Genomic DNA, 15,763 nt, shown 5'->3' on the forward strand with positions numbered 1-15,763 from the left:
ATCTTTATGATACTCCCTTTTATAAAAACTTACAAAAAGATATTTATTCTATTCATTATTATAATAACTATTATTTTATATTTTTTATATAAATATAACAATATTTTAGACAAAAAGTATCTTGATATTTTTGTATCAAATCAAGTGCAAATTGTACAAAATGAGTTAGAAAATCAGAAAAATCAAGCTTTATCTTTAGCTTTAATGTTCTCAAAAAATCAAGATATTATCAAAAATTTAGAAGAGAATAACCATATAGAGCTAAAAAAAGAGCTTTTAAAACTTTTGAATATTATAAAAACATATACAAAAAATAGTATTGATATACAAATTCATACAAAAGATTTAGAAGTTTTTACAAGAAGTTGGGAAGATAAAGATTTTGGCTTAAAACTTCAAAGTTTTAGAGAAGGGCTTGTAAAAGTAAAAAATACAAATAAACCTTATGTTTCAAGTGAGTTAGGAAAAAGATTTAATATTAAAGCTATCGCACCAGTTTTTAATAGTGAAAACTCTTTTATCGGTTCTATTGAAGTAATAGTTGATTTTAACCCACTTGTAAGTAGGTTAAAAGTTTTGGGAATTGACTCCATAGTTTTACTTGAGAAAAACTATTTGAATATAGCAACATACCATAAAAATAGTATGGAGTTAGAAAATCATGTGATTTTAGAAAATAGTTTTAGTAAAAATTTATTTGATATTTTATTAAAAAATCCAAACTATCTTAAAAAAGAGAGTTTTTATTATGAAACAAAAGATAGAGTATTTACTCAACTTCCTTTAGGAAGATTTGAAAATGGTAGTGTTGGAATTTTACTTATCTGTTTTGACAAAAATATAAATAATTTTAGATATTTACCAAATTATGACTATTTTGGACAGATAAATATCAAAAGCGAAAAGAGAGATGACAAAGATATTTCAAAAAAAGAGATAATAATTAGATGATAAAGATATTGTTACTGGAAGATGACTATTTATATAAAATTTCTATAAAAGAGTTTTTAGAGGAGTTAGATTTTATAGTTGATGACTTTGATAATGGTGAAGATGCCTTAAATGCAATCTTTGATAAAAAATATGATTTACTTTTACTTGATATTAGAGTCCCTAAAATGGATGGTTTTGAACTTGTAAAATATGTTAGAGAGGCTTTTATTGATACTCCAATTATTATTTTAACTTCACTTACAGATATAAAGAATTTAAGTAAAGGATATGAGTTAGGGTGTAATGATTATATAAGAAAGCCATTTGATATGATAGAGTTAAAACATAGAATAGAGCAACAAATAAAGAATTATTTTCAAACAAGTGATGATGCAATTGTGCTTGATTTTGGTTTTAAATATAGTATAAAAAAATCTCTTTTGTATAAGGATAATATTATTATAGAACTTAGTTCAAAAGAGCTTGAACTTGTAGCTTTTTTAGTACAAAATCGTGGTTTTTTTGTATCTATTGAGAGTTTACATGAAAATGTTTGGGAAAAGAAAGATATTTCGTATGCAGATATAAGAATGTGCATTAAGAGAGTTAGAGAAAAGACAAATAAAGATTTTATAAAGACTAAGAGATTTTTAGGATATAAGATTGATAAACAATAAACTTGAGTTAAAATATGTTGTAATACAAGTTACAATTAGTCTTCTTATAGCTTTTATTCCTATATATTTTTATATAGATGCAACAATAAAAAATCAAAATATAAAAGATAAACTTGATTTACAAAATTATGCAAATCAAGTTGTTTTAATAATAGAAAATTTCGAGAAACAAAACAAGGATATCTTTTATTATCCACGCTCAAATATATTTTTTTCTAGTATCTTTGATGAAAATAAAAAAGAAATTTTTCACTCAAATACTCCTTTAGAACTTTTTGATGAAGATTTCCAAACTTTTAATGATAAGTTTTGTTATAAAGAGTATCTGTCTTCAAATATTTTGAGTGCTTCTTTTCTGATTGTTTGTAAAAATATTGATTATAGTGAAGTTATTTATAATGCTTTAATTCTTCTTTTAATAGTGAGTTTTTTCATCTTTTTACTCTCATTTTTTGTAATAAAACAAAGCATTGAACCATATAAAAAGTTAAATATCTATTTAGATGAATTTTTAAAAGATGCAATGCATGAACTCAAAACTCCTATTGGAGTTGCAAGAATAAATATTGATATTCTATCAATACGGTTAAAAAACGATAAAAATATTTTAAGAATAAAATCAGCACTAAAAAATATGACAGTTATTTATGAAGATTTAGAATATTATATGCAACAAAATGCTGTAAAAGATGAAAAAAGAGCTATAAATCTATCAATATTTTTAGAAAAACGAGTAGAGTTTTTCAATGACTTAGCTATTTCAAAAAATATTAGTTTTACTAAATTTATAGAAAAAAATATCAAAATAAATTTCAATGAAATAGAACTTTATAGAATAATAGATAATAACCTTTCAAATGCTATAAAATACTCAAAAGAAAACTCTAATATAACTGTAATTTTAGAAACTGTAAATGAAGATTTGAAGCTAACATTTAAAGATGAAGGTGTTGGTATAAAAGATACTTCTAGTATTTTTAAAAGATATTATAGAGGTGATAAAATAACTGGTGGTTTTGGAATAGGGCTTAGTATTGTAAAAAATATTTGTGACAAAAATGATATAAAAATAGAAGTTATATCAAAGGTACAAGAAGGAACTACTTTTATTTATAGTTTTGGTAAAATCTTTTAGTTTTTCATTATATTATTCTGTATATAATGTTTGAACTTTAAAATATGGTTATGTGAAATGATAAACTTTAGTGACAATGAACTTTTAGAATATCTAAATGATGATATTCCTTACTTGGATTTGACTACATATCTTCAAAATATAAATGATAAAAAAGCAAAATTAGAGATTTTTACAAGAGAAGATATTATAGTATCTTGTAGTGAAGAAGCTTCAAGAATAGCAATACTTCAAAATTGTAAAATAGAATATCTTATCCCTTCAAAGCAAAAATTAAAAGCAGGAGATAAAATCTTAGCTTTTAGTGGAGATTATAATACTGTTCATAAAATTTGGAGAACAGTACAACTTTTACTTGAATATAGTTGTAAAATAGCAACTTACACAAATAATATGAAAGAAAAAATAGAAAAAGTAAATAGTAGTTGTGAACTTTTAACAACTAGAAAAACTTATCCATTTTCTAAAAAATTTTGTATAAAATCTATTTTAGTAGGTCAAGCTTTCCCTCATAGATTAAATTTGAGTGAAACTATTTTATTTTTTGCTCATCATAGAATTGTTTATAAAAATGATGAAGAATTTTACAAAGAGTTAAAAGTATTTAAACAAAAAGCACCTGAGAAAAAAATAGTCGTGGAAGTTACTACTTTTGAAGATGCAAAAGCAGTTCTTGAAGCTAAAGCTGATGTTTTACAGCTTGATAAACTAGATATAGAAACTATAAAAAAAATTGTAGATTATAAAAATGAAAACTTTGCAGATGTTAAACTTCTCGCAACAGGTGGTATAAATTTAAATAATGTAGAAGAGTATGCAAAAACTCAAGTAGATGCAATTGTAACGAGTTCTATGTATTCGTGTGGAATGGCAAATTTAGGAAGTAAAATTTCTTTGATATAAGAAGGAATAGAAATTAGATTTCCATTCCATTTTCAAGTAATATTTTATTTCTTCCTGATTCTTTTGCTTTATATAATAACGCATCAGCTTTTTGCAAAGCATTTTCGTAAGTTGGATAGCTATTTCTTATCGCAACTCCTGCTGAAAAAGTGATTCTGATTTTTTTGTCTTGATATAAAAAGCTGTTTTCTGTAACTATTGTTTTTATTCGTTTTAAAAACTGTAAAAGCTCTCTATTTAAGTTAAAATGAATAATAGCAATAAACTCTTCTCCACCATAACGACCAACTAAATCATGCTCTCTTACAGTTTTATTTAAAATCTTTCCAAATGTAGATAATACAACATCTCCACATTCGTGACCATAACTATCGTTTAAAATTTTGAAGTGGTCTAAATCGAAAAATATTACAGCATATTGAGTATTTATTCTATTGTATGAACTTTCTATTCTTTTTATTTCATCACTAAAAGCTCTTCTAGTTAAAACACCAGTTAAGTGGTCTGTCATATTTTCAGTTTTTGTTTTTGTAAGTTCATCTTCTAAACTTTTTATCTTTTCTTCCAAAGCTAAAATTTGACTTTTCCCTGATTCTAGTTTATTTGTAACTGAACTCATCTCTTTTTCTATCATAGAAGCTGCATTTACAAGTTCATCTTGTAATTTTGTAAGAGCTTCTATTCCATCTTGAGCTATATTTATAGATTCGATTTTTTCTCTGATATTTAAAATATTTTTTGTTCCAGAACCATTACTTGAAATAGCTTCATTGAAGTACTCTTCCATCATCAAAACAAGTTTTGAAATATCAGAAGTTTTTTGAACAACGACTAACTTATCTTTTTCAAATCTTTTTAAAATTAGTTTTTCAATATGAATTTGAATAGCTTTATTAAATAAAAGATTTGGATTTTTTTCAATTTCTACAAATAACTTTTCTATTTCATCATCAACTTCAACGCAGATAGAAGGAATTAATGCCTGTTTTAAAATAGATACCAAAATCTCTACATTTTGTGGATGAACACGTTTTAGTAAAAGAATGATAAGCTTCTCTAAGCTATCAACTTTTTTTTCTGCTACTTCTTTTATTTCTACTTCATTTAGATGACTTAAAAATCTCTTCACTATTTCATTCCTAAAAATATTTTATGCTAAAAGCTTCTTCACCATTTCGTTTATTCTTTTTCCATCTGCAACACCAGCAAATTTTTTAGAAGCAACTCCCATAACTTTTCCCATATCTTTTATCGTTGTTGCTCCAACTTCACTGATTACTTCTTTCATTCCTACTTCTAATTCTTCATTTGTTAATTGTTTTGGCAAATAAAGCATAAAAACATCAACTTGTTCTTGCTCTTTTTGTACTAAATCATCTCTTGAAGCAGCGCTATATTGTGCTATTGCTTCTTCTCTTTGTTTTATTCCTCTTTGAATCAGTTTGATTACTTCAGCATCATCTAAAACTCTTCTTTCATCAACTTCAATTTGTTTTATCATTGTGTTTATTGCTCTTATAGAGTCTCTTTTAACAACATTTTTTTCTCTCATTGCTGTTTTTAAATCTTCATTTAATTGTTCTTTTAAACTCATTTAAACTCCCTTATTAAATTATTTTTTATTATATCTTTTTATGAATTAAAGCTCTCAACTAGCTCTTCAAGTTCTAAAAACCTTTCAACTTTTAATTCATATAGTTCTTTTGTCTCTTCTAACTCTTTTGAAATAGCAACAATTCCTTTTTGTTCATAACATTTTGGATTTGCTAAACAGTTATTTATTTCTTCTAGTTTTGATTCTAACTCTTCTAACTCTTTTGGCAATAAATCATACTCTCTTTGGTCTTTGTATGATAGTTTTGTCTGTTTTTTAGCTTGTTGAGGAACTTGAACAGATGTTTTTTCTTTTTCTATATCAAACTCTAAAGAATCAAGTTCTTTTAATTCTTTTTCAATCTCTAAGTATTCACTATAAGGTTGGAAACTTTCCATAATATGACCATTTCCTTGGAATACAAAGAGTTTTTTTGCTATTTTATCTACAAAATATCTATCATGTGATACAAATATCAAAGCACCTTGAAAATTCTGTAAATACTCTTCTAAAATATTTATTGTAGGAATATCTAAGTCATTTGTTGGTTCATCAAGTATCAAACAATCAACTTTTTTTGTAAAAAGTAGGGCAAGAGCAACTCTATTTTTTTCTCCACCACTTAAAACACCCACTTTTTTATCAAGGTATTCTCTTGGAAATAAGAAGTTTTTCAAATATCCAAAAACATGCATATTTCTTCCATCATCAAGGATTACTCTATCTCCACCATTTGGACAGAAAGTTTCCATTAGATTTTTATTGTCATCAAGCATATCTCTTTGTTGGTCGAAATATCCTATATTGAAATCACCTTTTTTAAAAGTTCCTTTATCAATTTTTAGTTTTTCCATAAAAATTTTTAATAAAGTTGATTTCCCACTTCCATTTGGTCCAACTATTGCAATAGTATCTTTTTGTAAAATTCTAGTTGTAAAGTCTTTGATTAACTCTTTTTCACCTAAAGATTTATAAACATTGTCCAATTCATAAAGCATTTTTTTTCTATTTTGTTGTTTCTCTTCACCATTAAAAGATTTTTGTTCTCTTTGAAGTTCTAAAGACATCTTTCTAATCATAGCAGGATTAGATCTTGCTTTTTGTTTTAAATCAAAATATTCAGATTTTCTTCTTTCGTTTCTTTTTCTTCTAGCCGTTACTCCATGTTGCATCCAGTGAGCTTCACGTTTTACCATTCGTAAAAGATTTTCATGCTCTTTTTGCATATTTTCTAAAATCTGAGCTTTTTGTTCTAAATATGAAGAGTATCCGCCATTGAACTTTCTTAATGTTCCACCATCAACTTCAACAACGCTTGTTGCTATATTATCAATAAAATATCTATCGTGAGAGATGAAAAGTAAAGTAAAATTGTTTTTTAATAAAAGTTGTTCTAAAAACTCAACCATATAAACATCAAGGTGGTTTGTAGGCTCATCTAAAAGTAAAACATCGGGCTTTTTCAAAATAAGCCCTGCAAGACTAACTCGACGTTGTTCTCCACCACTAAGCAAGTTTACATCTTTAAGTTCATATTGTTTTAACTGAAATTCAATCAAAACTCTTTCAATCATATTATCTAAATCCCAAGCATTATGAAACTCTAAAAATGAAGCTAACTCACTTTGTTTTCTTAAAAGATTTTCATCTTCATAGTTTGTCATAAGCTCATTTGTGATTTTTTCATATTCTACTTTTGCAGTTTTTAACTCAGTTAATTGATTTTCAATTGCTTCTCTTACTGTTAAGTTTGCTTTGAATTTTGGTTGCTGGTCAAGCATCTCGATTTTTATTGATTTATCGATAGCCATTTCACCACTATCAGGTTCTACTGTTCTCATAATTATTTTAAAAAGTGTAGATTTTCCTTGACCATTTTGCCCAATAACTGCAATTCTTTGTCCACTGTTTAAAGTGAAATTTACATCTTTTAAAATAACTTTAGTATCGTATTGTTTTGAAATATTCTGAATGTCGATTAGTGCCATATATAAAAACCCTTTAATTTTGAAGTGTGATTTTATCAAAAAAAGTGTTATATGTGGCTTTTTATGGTTAATATTTTTTATCAAATAATAAAAAAATAATTATAAGTTTAAATTAACTTTAAGAAATGTATAATTTAGAAAATTAAAAGGAGTTTTTATGCAAGTTTCAAATAGTACAAGTCAAGCTCTAAATGCGTTTAAACAAAACTCGAATAGTGGTGTAAATAGTTCAACAACTACAAAACAACCAGAAACTAAAGAGAAATCTTTAGAAGAAATAGTAAATGATTCAGCAACAAAAGTTACAATATCAATGAATGCTCAATATATTTTATTTGAGATGAATGCTTCAAATGTAACAAAAACAAATAGTCTTGCTCAATTTGGTTTAACAGGACTAACAGATCAACAAAATGATGTTTTAAGTTTTTTGAATGGTGGAACAAGTGATGGTTTAACTCTTAGTGATTTAGGTTATCAAGGAAAACCAATTTTACAGTTATCTCAAGACGAAGCAACACAACTTGTAAGTGAAGATGGATTTTTTGGTGTAACTCAAACTTCTGATAGAGTTGCAGGTTTTGTATTGAGTTTTGCAGGTGATGATTTGGAACTTTTACAAAAAGGAAGAGAAGGAATAGTAAAAGGTTTTGAAGAAGCTGAAAAACTATTTGGAGGACAACTTCCTGAGATTTCATATAAAACTCAAGAAAGAACTTTAGCTCTAATCGATGAAAAAATAAAATCATTAAAAGGAGAAGAATAATCTTCTTCTTTTTTTTAAGCTTTTACATCGTGAACAACAGCTACTTTTCCTGCCCATTTTTCAAAAATATCACAAGCAACTTTTGTTCCATCTCCACTTGCGCAAGCAAACATTGTAGGAACACCACTAGCAAGTCCAGCAACATATAGATTTTCAGAAATAATATTGTTTTTATTTGCTAAATAAATTAAGTTTGGTTTTGGAACAAAGTTATTATCTTTTACTTCAACTCCTGCACACTCAATTTCAAATTTATGTAAACCTGTTGCAAGTACAACAATATTTGCTTCAAAAGTCTCATTTTCTGTTGTTACTGTAAAAGTATCACTATTTTTTACTATTTTTGAAACAGTTGTATTTTTTAGTTCACAATCTTTATAATTTGTAAGTTGTTTTTTCATTTTCTCTAGTAAATCAACTCCATTTATTCCAAATTCAACACCTGCAACATTGCAGTATTTTCCAACATTTAAATCACTTTTGTTGTTGTCTAAAATTAGGTATTTTTTATCTTTTGCCCAGTCAAATTTGTCATTTGCACTAGCAAGTGTTAATGCACAACCAAATCCAGCAGCTCCTGCTCCAACTATAATTACATCATATTTCATATCAAATCCTTTAGAAAATTTTGAGTCATTAGTATAATACTTGTCTAATAATAAGCTTCTTAAATTTTATGATAATAGTTTTCAAAAAGCATTCATCCAAAGTTTTATATTATTTGCTAATTCTTTAGGATATTCCAAAGGTATAATATGGCTTGTACTTTCAAGTGAGATTATTTTTATTTTATCTTCTAAAAGATTTATTTTTTCTAGTGCTTCTTTATTTAAAAGTCGGTCATTTTTACTATAAAATATCCAAATAGGAAAATCTAAATTTATTAGTTTTTCAAAAATATCTTTTCTATTAAGTGTAGATGTTAATTGAGATATAAAAGTCTCTTTTCCTAGTTCATCAAACATATCAATTATCGTTTTTATCAAATCTTCATCATTTTGATTTTTTTCTTCAACTAAAGATAAAGCTTTTTTATAACTTAGTTTTAATTTACCTTTTTGCACTTTCTTTAAGTACTCTTTTCTTTTTTCATATTCATCAATTGGAGTTGAACTTGCAGTTGCGGCAACCATAAAAAGTCTTTTTATTTTTTGTGGATAAGTTATTGCAAAATATGAAGCAATATAACCACCTAAAGAAAATCCTAAAAGATTTATTTTTTCTTCATTTTTAAATTCTTCAAAAAGAATTTTATTTATTTCATCAAAATATGTACTTTGAGGTATAGAAATATGAACTATCTCATATTTATCATCAAGTAGTGGTAAAACTCTCTTCCAAAGTCTATTATCAGTCATAAGTCCAGGAATAAAATATATTTTTTCTTTCACAATAAAGCCTAAATATTAAGTTTAAATTCTAAAAATTGTACAAAAAATAGGCTTAACTAATATATTCTCGTCTTAATAAAATAAGTTTTACTTATTTATAATAAATTAAGAATAGTTATATAATAATTTACAAAAATTTATTAATAGGAGAATAAAATGAATATATATGAGAAAATAAGAGCATTTTGCAGACCATTTAGAATTATTATTGGATTAGTTTTAATAGCTATTGGATATTTTACAGGAATTGTGTGGTTTTATTTAGGAATTATTCCATTAGTTATAGGATTAGTTGGTTTTTGTCCAGTTTGTATTATAAGTAAAAAGTGTACACCAAGAATGAAGTCTTAAAAAGAGAAGAGGATTTTTTTATCCTCTTTTTTAATCTATGAAGTTTATTGTAATCATCCCATAAAAGTTATTGTCTTTATAGAATTCTACTCTATATTGTTTATTGTTTGTATCTATTGAAAAGCTATCAACCATATCAGATTTTTTAAGTAATATGTCATCTTCACTATCTACACCAGTTTTACTAAATCCAATAACATTTACCCTGAAAAAGTCATTTTTTACTATTTTAAAACTATTTTTTACATCTATTACTTCACCAAGTTTTGTATTTATAACCTTTCCATCAACTTCAATTTTTATACTATCTTTGTACTCTTTTACGTCAAAAATTTGAGGAAAAAGATTTGTTACATTTATGTTTCCAATATATATTTCGTATTTATTATCAACTATTTTTGTAGCACCCAAAGAGTTTTCAAATTTAAATTCATTGTTCTCTTTTTTTAAAGGTATAAATCTTAATATTTTTCTAGTGTCACTTAAATCGAAAGCAATATTTTCATTTATTTTTACTTCACCAAAATCAAAAAGTCTTTTTTTAACTTCTTCATAATTATTTATATCAAAATCTCTTTGAAACTCAATATCCATGATTTTCATAAACTCTTCTATAGATTTTAATTGATAGATAACTTTTTCTGTTAAATCAGTGATATTTTTGCTTGTTTCTATTGCAAATGCTGGTTTATTGTTTGTTATGGCAAAATATGTAAGTGAAAGTTGCATTTGTTCATCTTTGAACTTTGTTTGAGTATTTTTTACACCAAAAGAGTGAAATTCTTGGAACAATTTATCTTTATTTAGATTGTTTTTTACTTGAGTCGCAATTTTGTCTAAATCACCAAATTTATCAAGTCCATTTATCTTGTCTTGGTCTATTATCGTAGCTTGTCCCCAAGCTTTTGGATTGAAGATTGCATTTTCATGAGTTTCTCTATAAAAACCATGTCCATCGTGTAGGTTTAAAATCAAATCAACTTTTTTATCTAATATAATCTTTTTTACTCTTTCTATTATGAAATAATCAGGGTCATCTTTTTCAATAACGCTAAATTTTCTATTCATATCATTATAAATTCCTCTTTGATTTGCAATGATACTATCCCCGTTTATATTTGGTATAACCCAAACGCTTCCTTTTGTGATTTTATAATACTTTTCAAAAAAAGCAGGTGCAAAATATGCTCCAGGTTCATCTCCATGAATTCCACCAATTATAAGCAAAGTGTGACTTGGTGTTTGAGATTCTTTTTTGTAGATGCTGAAATCTCTATTTGTTACAGCAAAAAGGTTGATTACTAAAAGTAAAAAAACAACAATAAACTTCATATTTCTCCTAAGTTTCTAATAAAAATTACCAAAAATTGGCTTGTATAATAGCAAAAGGCTATTTAGATGTGGTTTAAGGTCATATTTTTATTCTCCATTTAAAACCGACATAACAGTTGCTCTACTTGTTTTTAGTTCATTTGTGATTTTTGATATATTTAATTCACCATTTTCATTATAATAATTTTCATCATCTAACATTTTTAATATCAAATCTTTTTTTTCAAGTATCTCTTGTGATGTTTGTCTTGTTTGAAACTTGAAATCTTCTTCATCCATAGTTTTAATGGCTTCTAAATCTTTTTTTATTGTTTGGACTGTAACTTTTAACTTTTCGGCTAAATCTATTGGATTTTCAATACCTCTTAAAATCAAATCTCTTATGGCTATTCTTCTTGTTTTTATTTTGCGTCTTCGATGATAAGAGATTTTCATTTGTTTCCTTAAAAAATATTTTTTATATCTTCTTTTATTTTTAAAGAACTTTGTGTCAATGCTAACTTGTCATTTTTTGAGATAAATTCATCTAAACCTGAAATTTTCATTGGAAAATCTTTTGAAAATTTGATAATTTCTTCATCTAAAGTAGAAACACCAGCTTTTGTTTGAACTAAAGAAATAGTAAAAATATCATCTTTTATAGAAAATTTCACATGATTAAAATAAACCTTTACTTCTTTAAAAATCTTATCTAAATTCAAAGTATCTTTTCTAAAAAATGGAAAAGCTTGTTTTGCTTCTCCTAAAACTTCACAAATTAGATAATATCCTAAAGTATCAGCTGTTATATTTTTTCCATAAATTTTATTTTCTTTTTTTAAAAACTCATCAACTAGTCTTACGAAAAAATCAGATGACATCACTCCAATATCTTTTAATAGTTCACTATTAATGTATTCATATATCAAAGGTGAATTTTCTTTTATAAAGGCTTTTAGTTCATTTTCTTGCATTTATGTTTCCTATAAAATAATAACTTAGGCAGATTATAATAAGTTTTGTTAAAATTTTGATAAATAAAAAAATTTATGGAAAATATTATGATAAATGAAAACAATAAAAAAAATATAGAAACTTTTGATGAACTTACTAATTTAAGTGATTACTCTTTTATAGAAAACCTAAATAGCGACCCTGATGCAAAACACAATGGAGATAACAAATTTCCAAGAGAGGTTTTTAGTGGACATTATGTTCCTGTAAGTCCAACTGCTATTAAAGAGCCAATATATATTTCTCATAGCATTAACTTTTTTAAAGAGTTAGGCTTTAGTGAGAACTTACTAAAATCAGATGATTTTATCAAACTCTTTTCAGGAGATATGTCAAATATTTCTAATTTAAAGCAAAATATAGGTTGGGCAACAGGATATGCGCTTTCTATTTATGGAACAGAATATTATGCTCAATGTCCTTTTCAAACTGGAAATGGCTATGGAGATGGTAGAGCAATCTCAGTTTTAGAAGCAGTAATAAATGGTAAAAGATGGGAATTTCAACTAAAAGGTGCAGGAAGAACGCCATATTGTAGAGGTGCAGATGGAAGAGCTGTTTTAAGATCAAGTGTAAGAGAATTTTTGGCTCAAGAACATATAAACGTACTTGGAATTCCTACTTCAAGATCTTTAACTCTATTTACTTCTAAAAAAGAGCAGGTGACTAGACCTTGGTTCAATGAGAATTCTTACTCAAAAGACCCTGAAGTTATGATAGAAGAAGATGTTGCGATTACAACAAGGGTTGCCTCTTCTTTTTTAAGAGTTGGACAAATAGAACTTTTTGGAAGACGAGCTAGAAAAAATGAACATAAAAATGCTTTAAAAGAGTTAGAAATGATTGTTTTACACTTAATTGATAGAGAATATAGTGAAGTAATCAATCAAGATTTAACTTTAGAAAAAAAGATAATATTACTAGCAAATGAGTTTCAAAATCGTCTCACATCTTTAGTAGCAGATTGGATAAGAGTTGGATATTGTCAAGGAAATTTCAACAGTGATAACTGTGCAGCTGGTGGTTTTACACTTGATTATGGACCATTTGGATTTATAGAGATGTTTGAGCCAAAATATCAATCTTGGACTGGTGGAGGAATGCACTTTTCATTTTTTAATCAACCAGTTGCAGCTTTTAAAAACTTCAAATCATTTTGTAGTGCTTTAAAACCACTACTTAGTTCAAATAAAGAAACTTTAGAAGAACTTGAAAAAATCGAAAATAACTTTAGCAAAGTTATGCAAGAAAAGATGCAAAATATGTGGATTAAAAAACTTGGACTTGATAAGTTTGATGTTGAACTATTTGAAGAACTAATAAATCTTATGATAGATACAAAAGTTGACTATACAATATTTTTTAGAGAGTTATCAAATATTCCCCATAATTTGAGTAACCTTGAAAAAAGTTTTTATGGAAATTTGAAAGATGAAAATATCAAACTAAGATGGAATAGTTGGCTAGAAAAGTGGAAATTACTTATAAATGTAAATGATGAAGAATCAAAACAAAAACTATCAAAGCAAATGAAACTAACTAATCCAAAATATACTTTAAGAGAATGGCATCTTGTTTGGGCATATCAAGAAGCAGAGAATGGAAACTATGAACCAGTAAATGAACTACAAGAGATAATGACAAAACCATATGAAGAGCAAACAAAAGAGATAGAAGAGAAATACTATACTAAAAAACCAACAGATTTTTTTGGAATAGCTGGAATTTCTCATGTTAGTTGTTCGTCGTAGGGAAATATAGATTTTAAATAACCATTCAGGGGACAATCCACAAACGATTGTTTGTTCCCTTTTAGTTTAGATGGATAATAGTAAATAAAGCCAATAATTTTCAAATTGTTGACTTATAGCTTTTTTAATAATTGGTTGTATTTCTTTCAGCTGTTAATAATATTCTTTCTCATCTAATACCTGTCACGTAAATAGTTTTTTTATGGTGATTGTTATGCAATTACTCGATCTCCGTGACTGGGTGGTGTTGATACAACAAGAAATACTAAGTCTTCAGTCTGATGATTACTTAATTGATGTGGTATTCCTGCTGGTACATGAATACCACTTCCCGCTGTCATTTGATATATATTACCATCAACTTCCATTGTCGCTATACCAGAAAGCACATAAAAAAACTGTTCCGAACGTTCATGATAATGTCTAACCTCAGAGCAACCATGCGGAACTCTTTCTTGTATTACACTAAGACTAGAGCTTTTAGCTAAATGCCAACCATCGCACTTTTCGCCCCAAAAATAGTGTTCTGCATTTTTGATAGATACTAATGCCACTTAACCCTCCTGAAGGTATAACATTTAAAATTAGCCAATGAATTCTTCTCAGGGTAATTTATTGGCTCTACTGATTGTTATACTTTTTTATTTTTATTTACGATTTGACTTATTCTTGATTGACTTAAATTAGTCGCATCTGCCACTTCTTGTTGTGTATGGCTATCTTTACATAGTTCGACAATTGCACTATCTCGTTCTTGATTATTGCTAAAAATTGGAACAGAGATATTTCTTTGGGTTTTAACTCCATTAGTATAGTTGGTTTGTTGTAATAATGTATTATTTGTTGTTACGATTGTAGTTTTAATTTTATTTTCTTCTTTTATTTGTACAATTTTTTTAATTTCTGGATTATGAATTGTTAATTCATTACCTATATTAGATTCAACAATTTCACCTTTTATAATTTCATTTTTCATTTTGATATTTCTCTCCAATGTTTTGTTAGATATTTACATATAGAGCATTTGAAAATTTGTTTGTTCTTGTTCTATATCTTTGATAAATTTATTCAAAATATAATCATTCAATACTCTTGAAATGTTATTTTTCGTATTTAAAAAGAACTTTTCTATCTCATCTGTATTTGCTGTTTTAAAATCAATTTTACTTTGATTCGTTATTTCTTTAGAAAATATAGAATATAATTCAGTAAGTTCTTTGGTATTAAAAGTCAATATTTCTCTATTATTAGCATTATATACAAAAAACAATAATTGTATATTTGTGTCCTGTAGATTTTTAATAAAATCTTCTGATAATAAACTATTAAATGAATCTCCATTTGTACCACCAGCTTTTATCATACTATCAATAAGATTTTTTAAATTTATATGTTTGTTGTAATTTGTAATATTTCCATTTTCATCACATACTATACTTGGTTCAGATGTATTTGAATTTACTAATACTTGTTCATTCCTTAATTTACTGTAATCATCAACCAAATTATAACAATATTCAATTGGTATATTACATTTTCTTAATATCATATTAATAATATGTTGTCGTTGATTATAACTTCTAAATATTTTATTATCATCAGTAACTTTTATTTCTAAAATTAATAATGAAGACTCATTAATTCTTTTAATTAAATCAAAGCACTTACTAGTATCTAATTTATTAAATGCTTGTTTCCGCTCATTTGGAGTATATGCTCGTTCAAAAGTATTTTCTAAATAAGCGTCTAATGTACTTGCAAGAGTAGTTGTATAGTTTCTTTCTTCTAAAGACATTATCGTAATCCTTTGTATTATTTTATTCTATATCTAACTATATTATATACAAGATAGTCTGAAAATCAATAAATAACATACATTAAAAGTGTCGGTATATTAAGACAACGATAAACACTTTAAATAAGAGAATTCTTAAATATATCATTAAAAT

The 15,763-nt window shown here is 26.3% G+C and carries 18 protein-coding genes; 7 read left to right on the forward strand and 11 right to left on the reverse strand.

Annotated features, from left to right (window positions below):
* The first annotated feature begins 6 nt into the window (after positions 1–6).
* From CKV87_RS04520 to modD, 4 genes are read left to right on the forward strand one after another with little or no spacing between them, the layout of a single operon-like run.
* A complete protein-coding gene (locus tag CKV87_RS04520; RefSeq protein ID WP_012012628.1) occupies positions 7–951 on the forward strand; it encodes a cache domain-containing protein in 945 nt (314 codons plus the stop codon).
* Positions 948–1,610 (forward strand): response regulator transcription factor, encoded by a 663-nt coding sequence (locus CKV87_RS04525; RefSeq protein ID WP_012012629.1) that lies wholly within the window; start codon positions 948–950, stop codon positions 1,608–1,610. Before CKV87_RS04520 ends, CKV87_RS04525 begins: the two co-directional genes overlap by 4 nt.
* Positions 1,597–2,745, forward strand: coding sequence for a sensor histidine kinase (locus CKV87_RS04530; RefSeq protein WP_012012630.1), 1,149 nt, complete (start codon positions 1,597–1,599; stop codon positions 2,743–2,745). The genes CKV87_RS04525 and CKV87_RS04530 overlap by 14 nt, the downstream gene beginning before the upstream one ends.
* A gap of 57 nt (positions 2,746–2,802) precedes the next feature.
* A complete protein-coding gene (gene modD, locus CKV87_RS04535) occupies positions 2,803–3,648 on the forward strand; it encodes a ModD protein (protein WP_012012631.1) in 846 nt (281 codons plus the stop codon).
* Positions 3,649–3,661: 13 nt separating this feature from the next.
* Here modD and CKV87_RS04540 read toward each other — a convergent pair whose 3' ends face one another.
* From CKV87_RS04540 to abc-f, 3 genes are read right to left on the reverse strand one after another with little or no spacing between them, the layout of a single operon-like run.
* Positions 3,662–4,777 carry a GGDEF domain-containing protein gene (locus CKV87_RS04540; RefSeq protein ID WP_012012632.1) on the reverse strand — a complete coding sequence of 372 codons (1,116 nt, stop codon included), beginning with the start codon at positions 4,775–4,777 and terminating at the stop codon, positions 3,662–3,664.
* Between the two features lie 21 nt (positions 4,778–4,798).
* Positions 4,799–5,242, reverse strand: coding sequence for a GatB/YqeY domain-containing protein (locus CKV87_RS04545; protein ID WP_012012633.1), 444 nt, complete (start codon positions 5,240–5,242; stop codon positions 4,799–4,801).
* A gap of 38 nt (positions 5,243–5,280) precedes the next feature.
* Positions 5,281–7,230 carry a ribosomal protection-like ABC-F family protein gene (gene abc-f / locus CKV87_RS04550; protein ID WP_012012634.1) on the reverse strand — a complete coding sequence of 650 codons (1,950 nt, stop codon included), beginning with the start codon at positions 7,228–7,230 and terminating at the stop codon, positions 5,281–5,283.
* Positions 7,231–7,387: 157 nt separating this feature from the next.
* Here abc-f and CKV87_RS04555 point away from each other — a divergent pair, with 157 nt between their 5' ends.
* Positions 7,388–7,996: a hypothetical protein gene (locus CKV87_RS04555; RefSeq protein WP_012012635.1), complete on the forward strand. Its 609-nt coding sequence runs from the start codon at positions 7,388–7,390 to the stop codon at positions 7,994–7,996.
* Between the two features lie 14 nt (positions 7,997–8,010).
* Here the strand turns inward: CKV87_RS04555 and CKV87_RS04560 are convergent, their stop codons facing one another.
* Together CKV87_RS04560 and CKV87_RS04565 are read right to left on the reverse strand one after the other, a co-directional pair.
* Entirely contained in the window at positions 8,011–8,604 is a 594-nt protein-coding gene (locus CKV87_RS04560) for an FAD-dependent oxidoreductase (RefSeq protein WP_004509092.1), read from the reverse strand.
* 81 nt (positions 8,605–8,685) lie between these two features.
* Positions 8,686–9,387 (reverse strand): alpha/beta fold hydrolase, encoded by a 702-nt coding sequence (locus CKV87_RS04565; protein ID WP_012012636.1) that lies wholly within the window; start codon positions 9,385–9,387, stop codon positions 8,686–8,688.
* A 156-nt stretch (positions 9,388–9,543) separates the two neighbouring features.
* Here CKV87_RS04565 and CKV87_RS04570 point away from each other — a divergent pair, with 156 nt between their 5' ends.
* Positions 9,544–9,738 carry a YgaP family membrane protein gene (locus CKV87_RS04570; RefSeq protein ID WP_004509094.1) on the forward strand — a complete coding sequence of 65 codons (195 nt, stop codon included), beginning with the start codon at positions 9,544–9,546 and terminating at the stop codon, positions 9,736–9,738.
* 30 nt (positions 9,739–9,768) lie between these two features.
* Here the strand turns inward: CKV87_RS04570 and CKV87_RS04575 are convergent, their stop codons facing one another.
* The 3 genes from CKV87_RS04575 to CKV87_RS04585 all read right to left on the reverse strand — a co-directional run bounded on the left by CKV87_RS04575 (position 9,769) and on the right by CKV87_RS04585 (position 12,023).
* The gene (locus CKV87_RS04575) at positions 9,769–11,070 is read right to left on the reverse strand and encodes a M99 family carboxypeptidase catalytic domain-containing protein (protein WP_012012637.1); all 1,302 of its coding nucleotides are present in this window, start codon (positions 11,068–11,070) and stop codon (positions 9,769–9,771) included.
* Positions 11,071–11,157: 87 nt separating this feature from the next.
* Entirely contained in the window at positions 11,158–11,505 is a 348-nt protein-coding gene (locus CKV87_RS04580; protein WP_012012638.1) for a hypothetical protein, read from the reverse strand.
* Between the two features lie 8 nt (positions 11,506–11,513).
* Positions 11,514–12,023, reverse strand: a complete 510-nt coding sequence (locus tag CKV87_RS04585) for a hypothetical protein (RefSeq protein WP_012012639.1) — start codon at positions 12,021–12,023, stop codon at positions 11,514–11,516.
* A gap of 87 nt (positions 12,024–12,110) precedes the next feature.
* Between CKV87_RS04585 and CKV87_RS04590 the strand changes: the two genes are divergently transcribed.
* The gene (locus CKV87_RS04590) at positions 12,111–13,814 is read left to right on the forward strand and encodes a protein adenylyltransferase SelO family protein (protein WP_012012640.1); all 1,704 of its coding nucleotides are present in this window, start codon (positions 12,111–12,113) and stop codon (positions 13,812–13,814) included.
* Positions 13,815–14,026: 212 nt separating this feature from the next.
* Here CKV87_RS04590 and CKV87_RS04595 read toward each other — a convergent pair whose 3' ends face one another.
* From CKV87_RS04595 to CKV87_RS04605, 3 genes are all read right to left on the reverse strand, one after another.
* Positions 14,027–14,368, reverse strand: a complete 342-nt coding sequence (locus CKV87_RS04595) for a cupin domain-containing protein (RefSeq protein ID WP_012012641.1) — start codon at positions 14,366–14,368, stop codon at positions 14,027–14,029.
* Between the two features lie 77 nt (positions 14,369–14,445).
* Positions 14,446–14,790 carry an RNA polymerase sigma factor sigma-70 region 4 domain-containing protein gene (locus tag CKV87_RS04600; protein ID WP_041644912.1) on the reverse strand — a complete coding sequence of 115 codons (345 nt, stop codon included), beginning with the start codon at positions 14,788–14,790 and terminating at the stop codon, positions 14,446–14,448.
* A 33-nt stretch (positions 14,791–14,823) separates the two neighbouring features.
* Complete coding sequence (locus CKV87_RS04605; RefSeq protein ID WP_012012643.1) at positions 14,824–15,609, reverse strand: hypothetical protein; 786 nt, start codon at positions 15,607–15,609, stop codon at positions 14,824–14,826.
* Between the last annotated feature and the right edge of the window lie 154 nt (positions 15,610–15,763).

It is taken from the genome of Aliarcobacter butzleri (assembly GCF_900187115.1).
Classification (GTDB): Bacteria; Campylobacterota; Campylobacteria; order Campylobacterales; family Arcobacteraceae; genus Aliarcobacter; species Aliarcobacter butzleri.

Excerpts from the sequence above, each read along its gene's own strand:
- abc-f (WP_012012634.1), bottom strand. The coding sequence starts at position 7,230 with ATGGCACTAATCGACATTCAGAATATTTCAAAACAATACGATACTAAA.
- CKV87_RS04555 (WP_012012635.1), top strand. The coding sequence starts at position 7,388 with ATGCAAGTTTCAAATAGTACAAGTCAAGCTCTAAATGCGTTTAAACAA.
- CKV87_RS04560 (WP_004509092.1), bottom strand. The coding sequence starts at position 8,604 with ATGAAATATGATGTAATTATAGTTGGAGCAGGAGCTGCTGGATTTGGT.
- CKV87_RS04580 (WP_012012638.1), bottom strand. The coding sequence starts at position 11,505 with ATGAAAATCTCTTATCATCGAAGACGCAAAATAAAAACAAGAAGAATA.
- CKV87_RS04585 (WP_012012639.1), bottom strand. The coding sequence starts at position 12,023 with ATGCAAGAAAATGAACTAAAAGCCTTTATAAAAGAAAATTCACCTTTG.
- CKV87_RS04525 (WP_012012629.1), top strand. The coding sequence starts at position 948 with ATGATAAAGATATTGTTACTGGAAGATGACTATTTATATAAAATTTCT.
- CKV87_RS04570 (WP_004509094.1), top strand. The coding sequence starts at position 9,544 with ATGAATATATATGAGAAAATAAGAGCATTTTGCAGACCATTTAGAATT.
- CKV87_RS04605 (WP_012012643.1), bottom strand. The coding sequence starts at position 15,609 with ATGTCTTTAGAAGAAAGAAACTATACAACTACTCTTGCAAGTACATTA.
- CKV87_RS04600 (WP_041644912.1), bottom strand. The coding sequence starts at position 14,790 with ATGAAAAATGAAATTATAAAAGGTGAAATTGTTGAATCTAATATAGGT.
- CKV87_RS04520 (WP_012012628.1), top strand. The coding sequence starts at position 7 with ATGATACTCCCTTTTATAAAAACTTACAAAAAGATATTTATTCTATTC.
- CKV87_RS04545 (WP_012012633.1), bottom strand. The coding sequence starts at position 5,242 with ATGAGTTTAAAAGAACAATTAAATGAAGATTTAAAAACAGCAATGAGA.
- CKV87_RS04575 (WP_012012637.1), bottom strand. The coding sequence starts at position 11,070 with ATGAAGTTTATTGTTGTTTTTTTACTTTTAGTAATCAACCTTTTTGCT.
- CKV87_RS04590 (WP_012012640.1), top strand. The coding sequence starts at position 12,111 with ATGATAAATGAAAACAATAAAAAAAATATAGAAACTTTTGATGAACTT.
- modD (WP_012012631.1), top strand. The coding sequence starts at position 2,803 with ATGATAAACTTTAGTGACAATGAACTTTTAGAATATCTAAATGATGAT.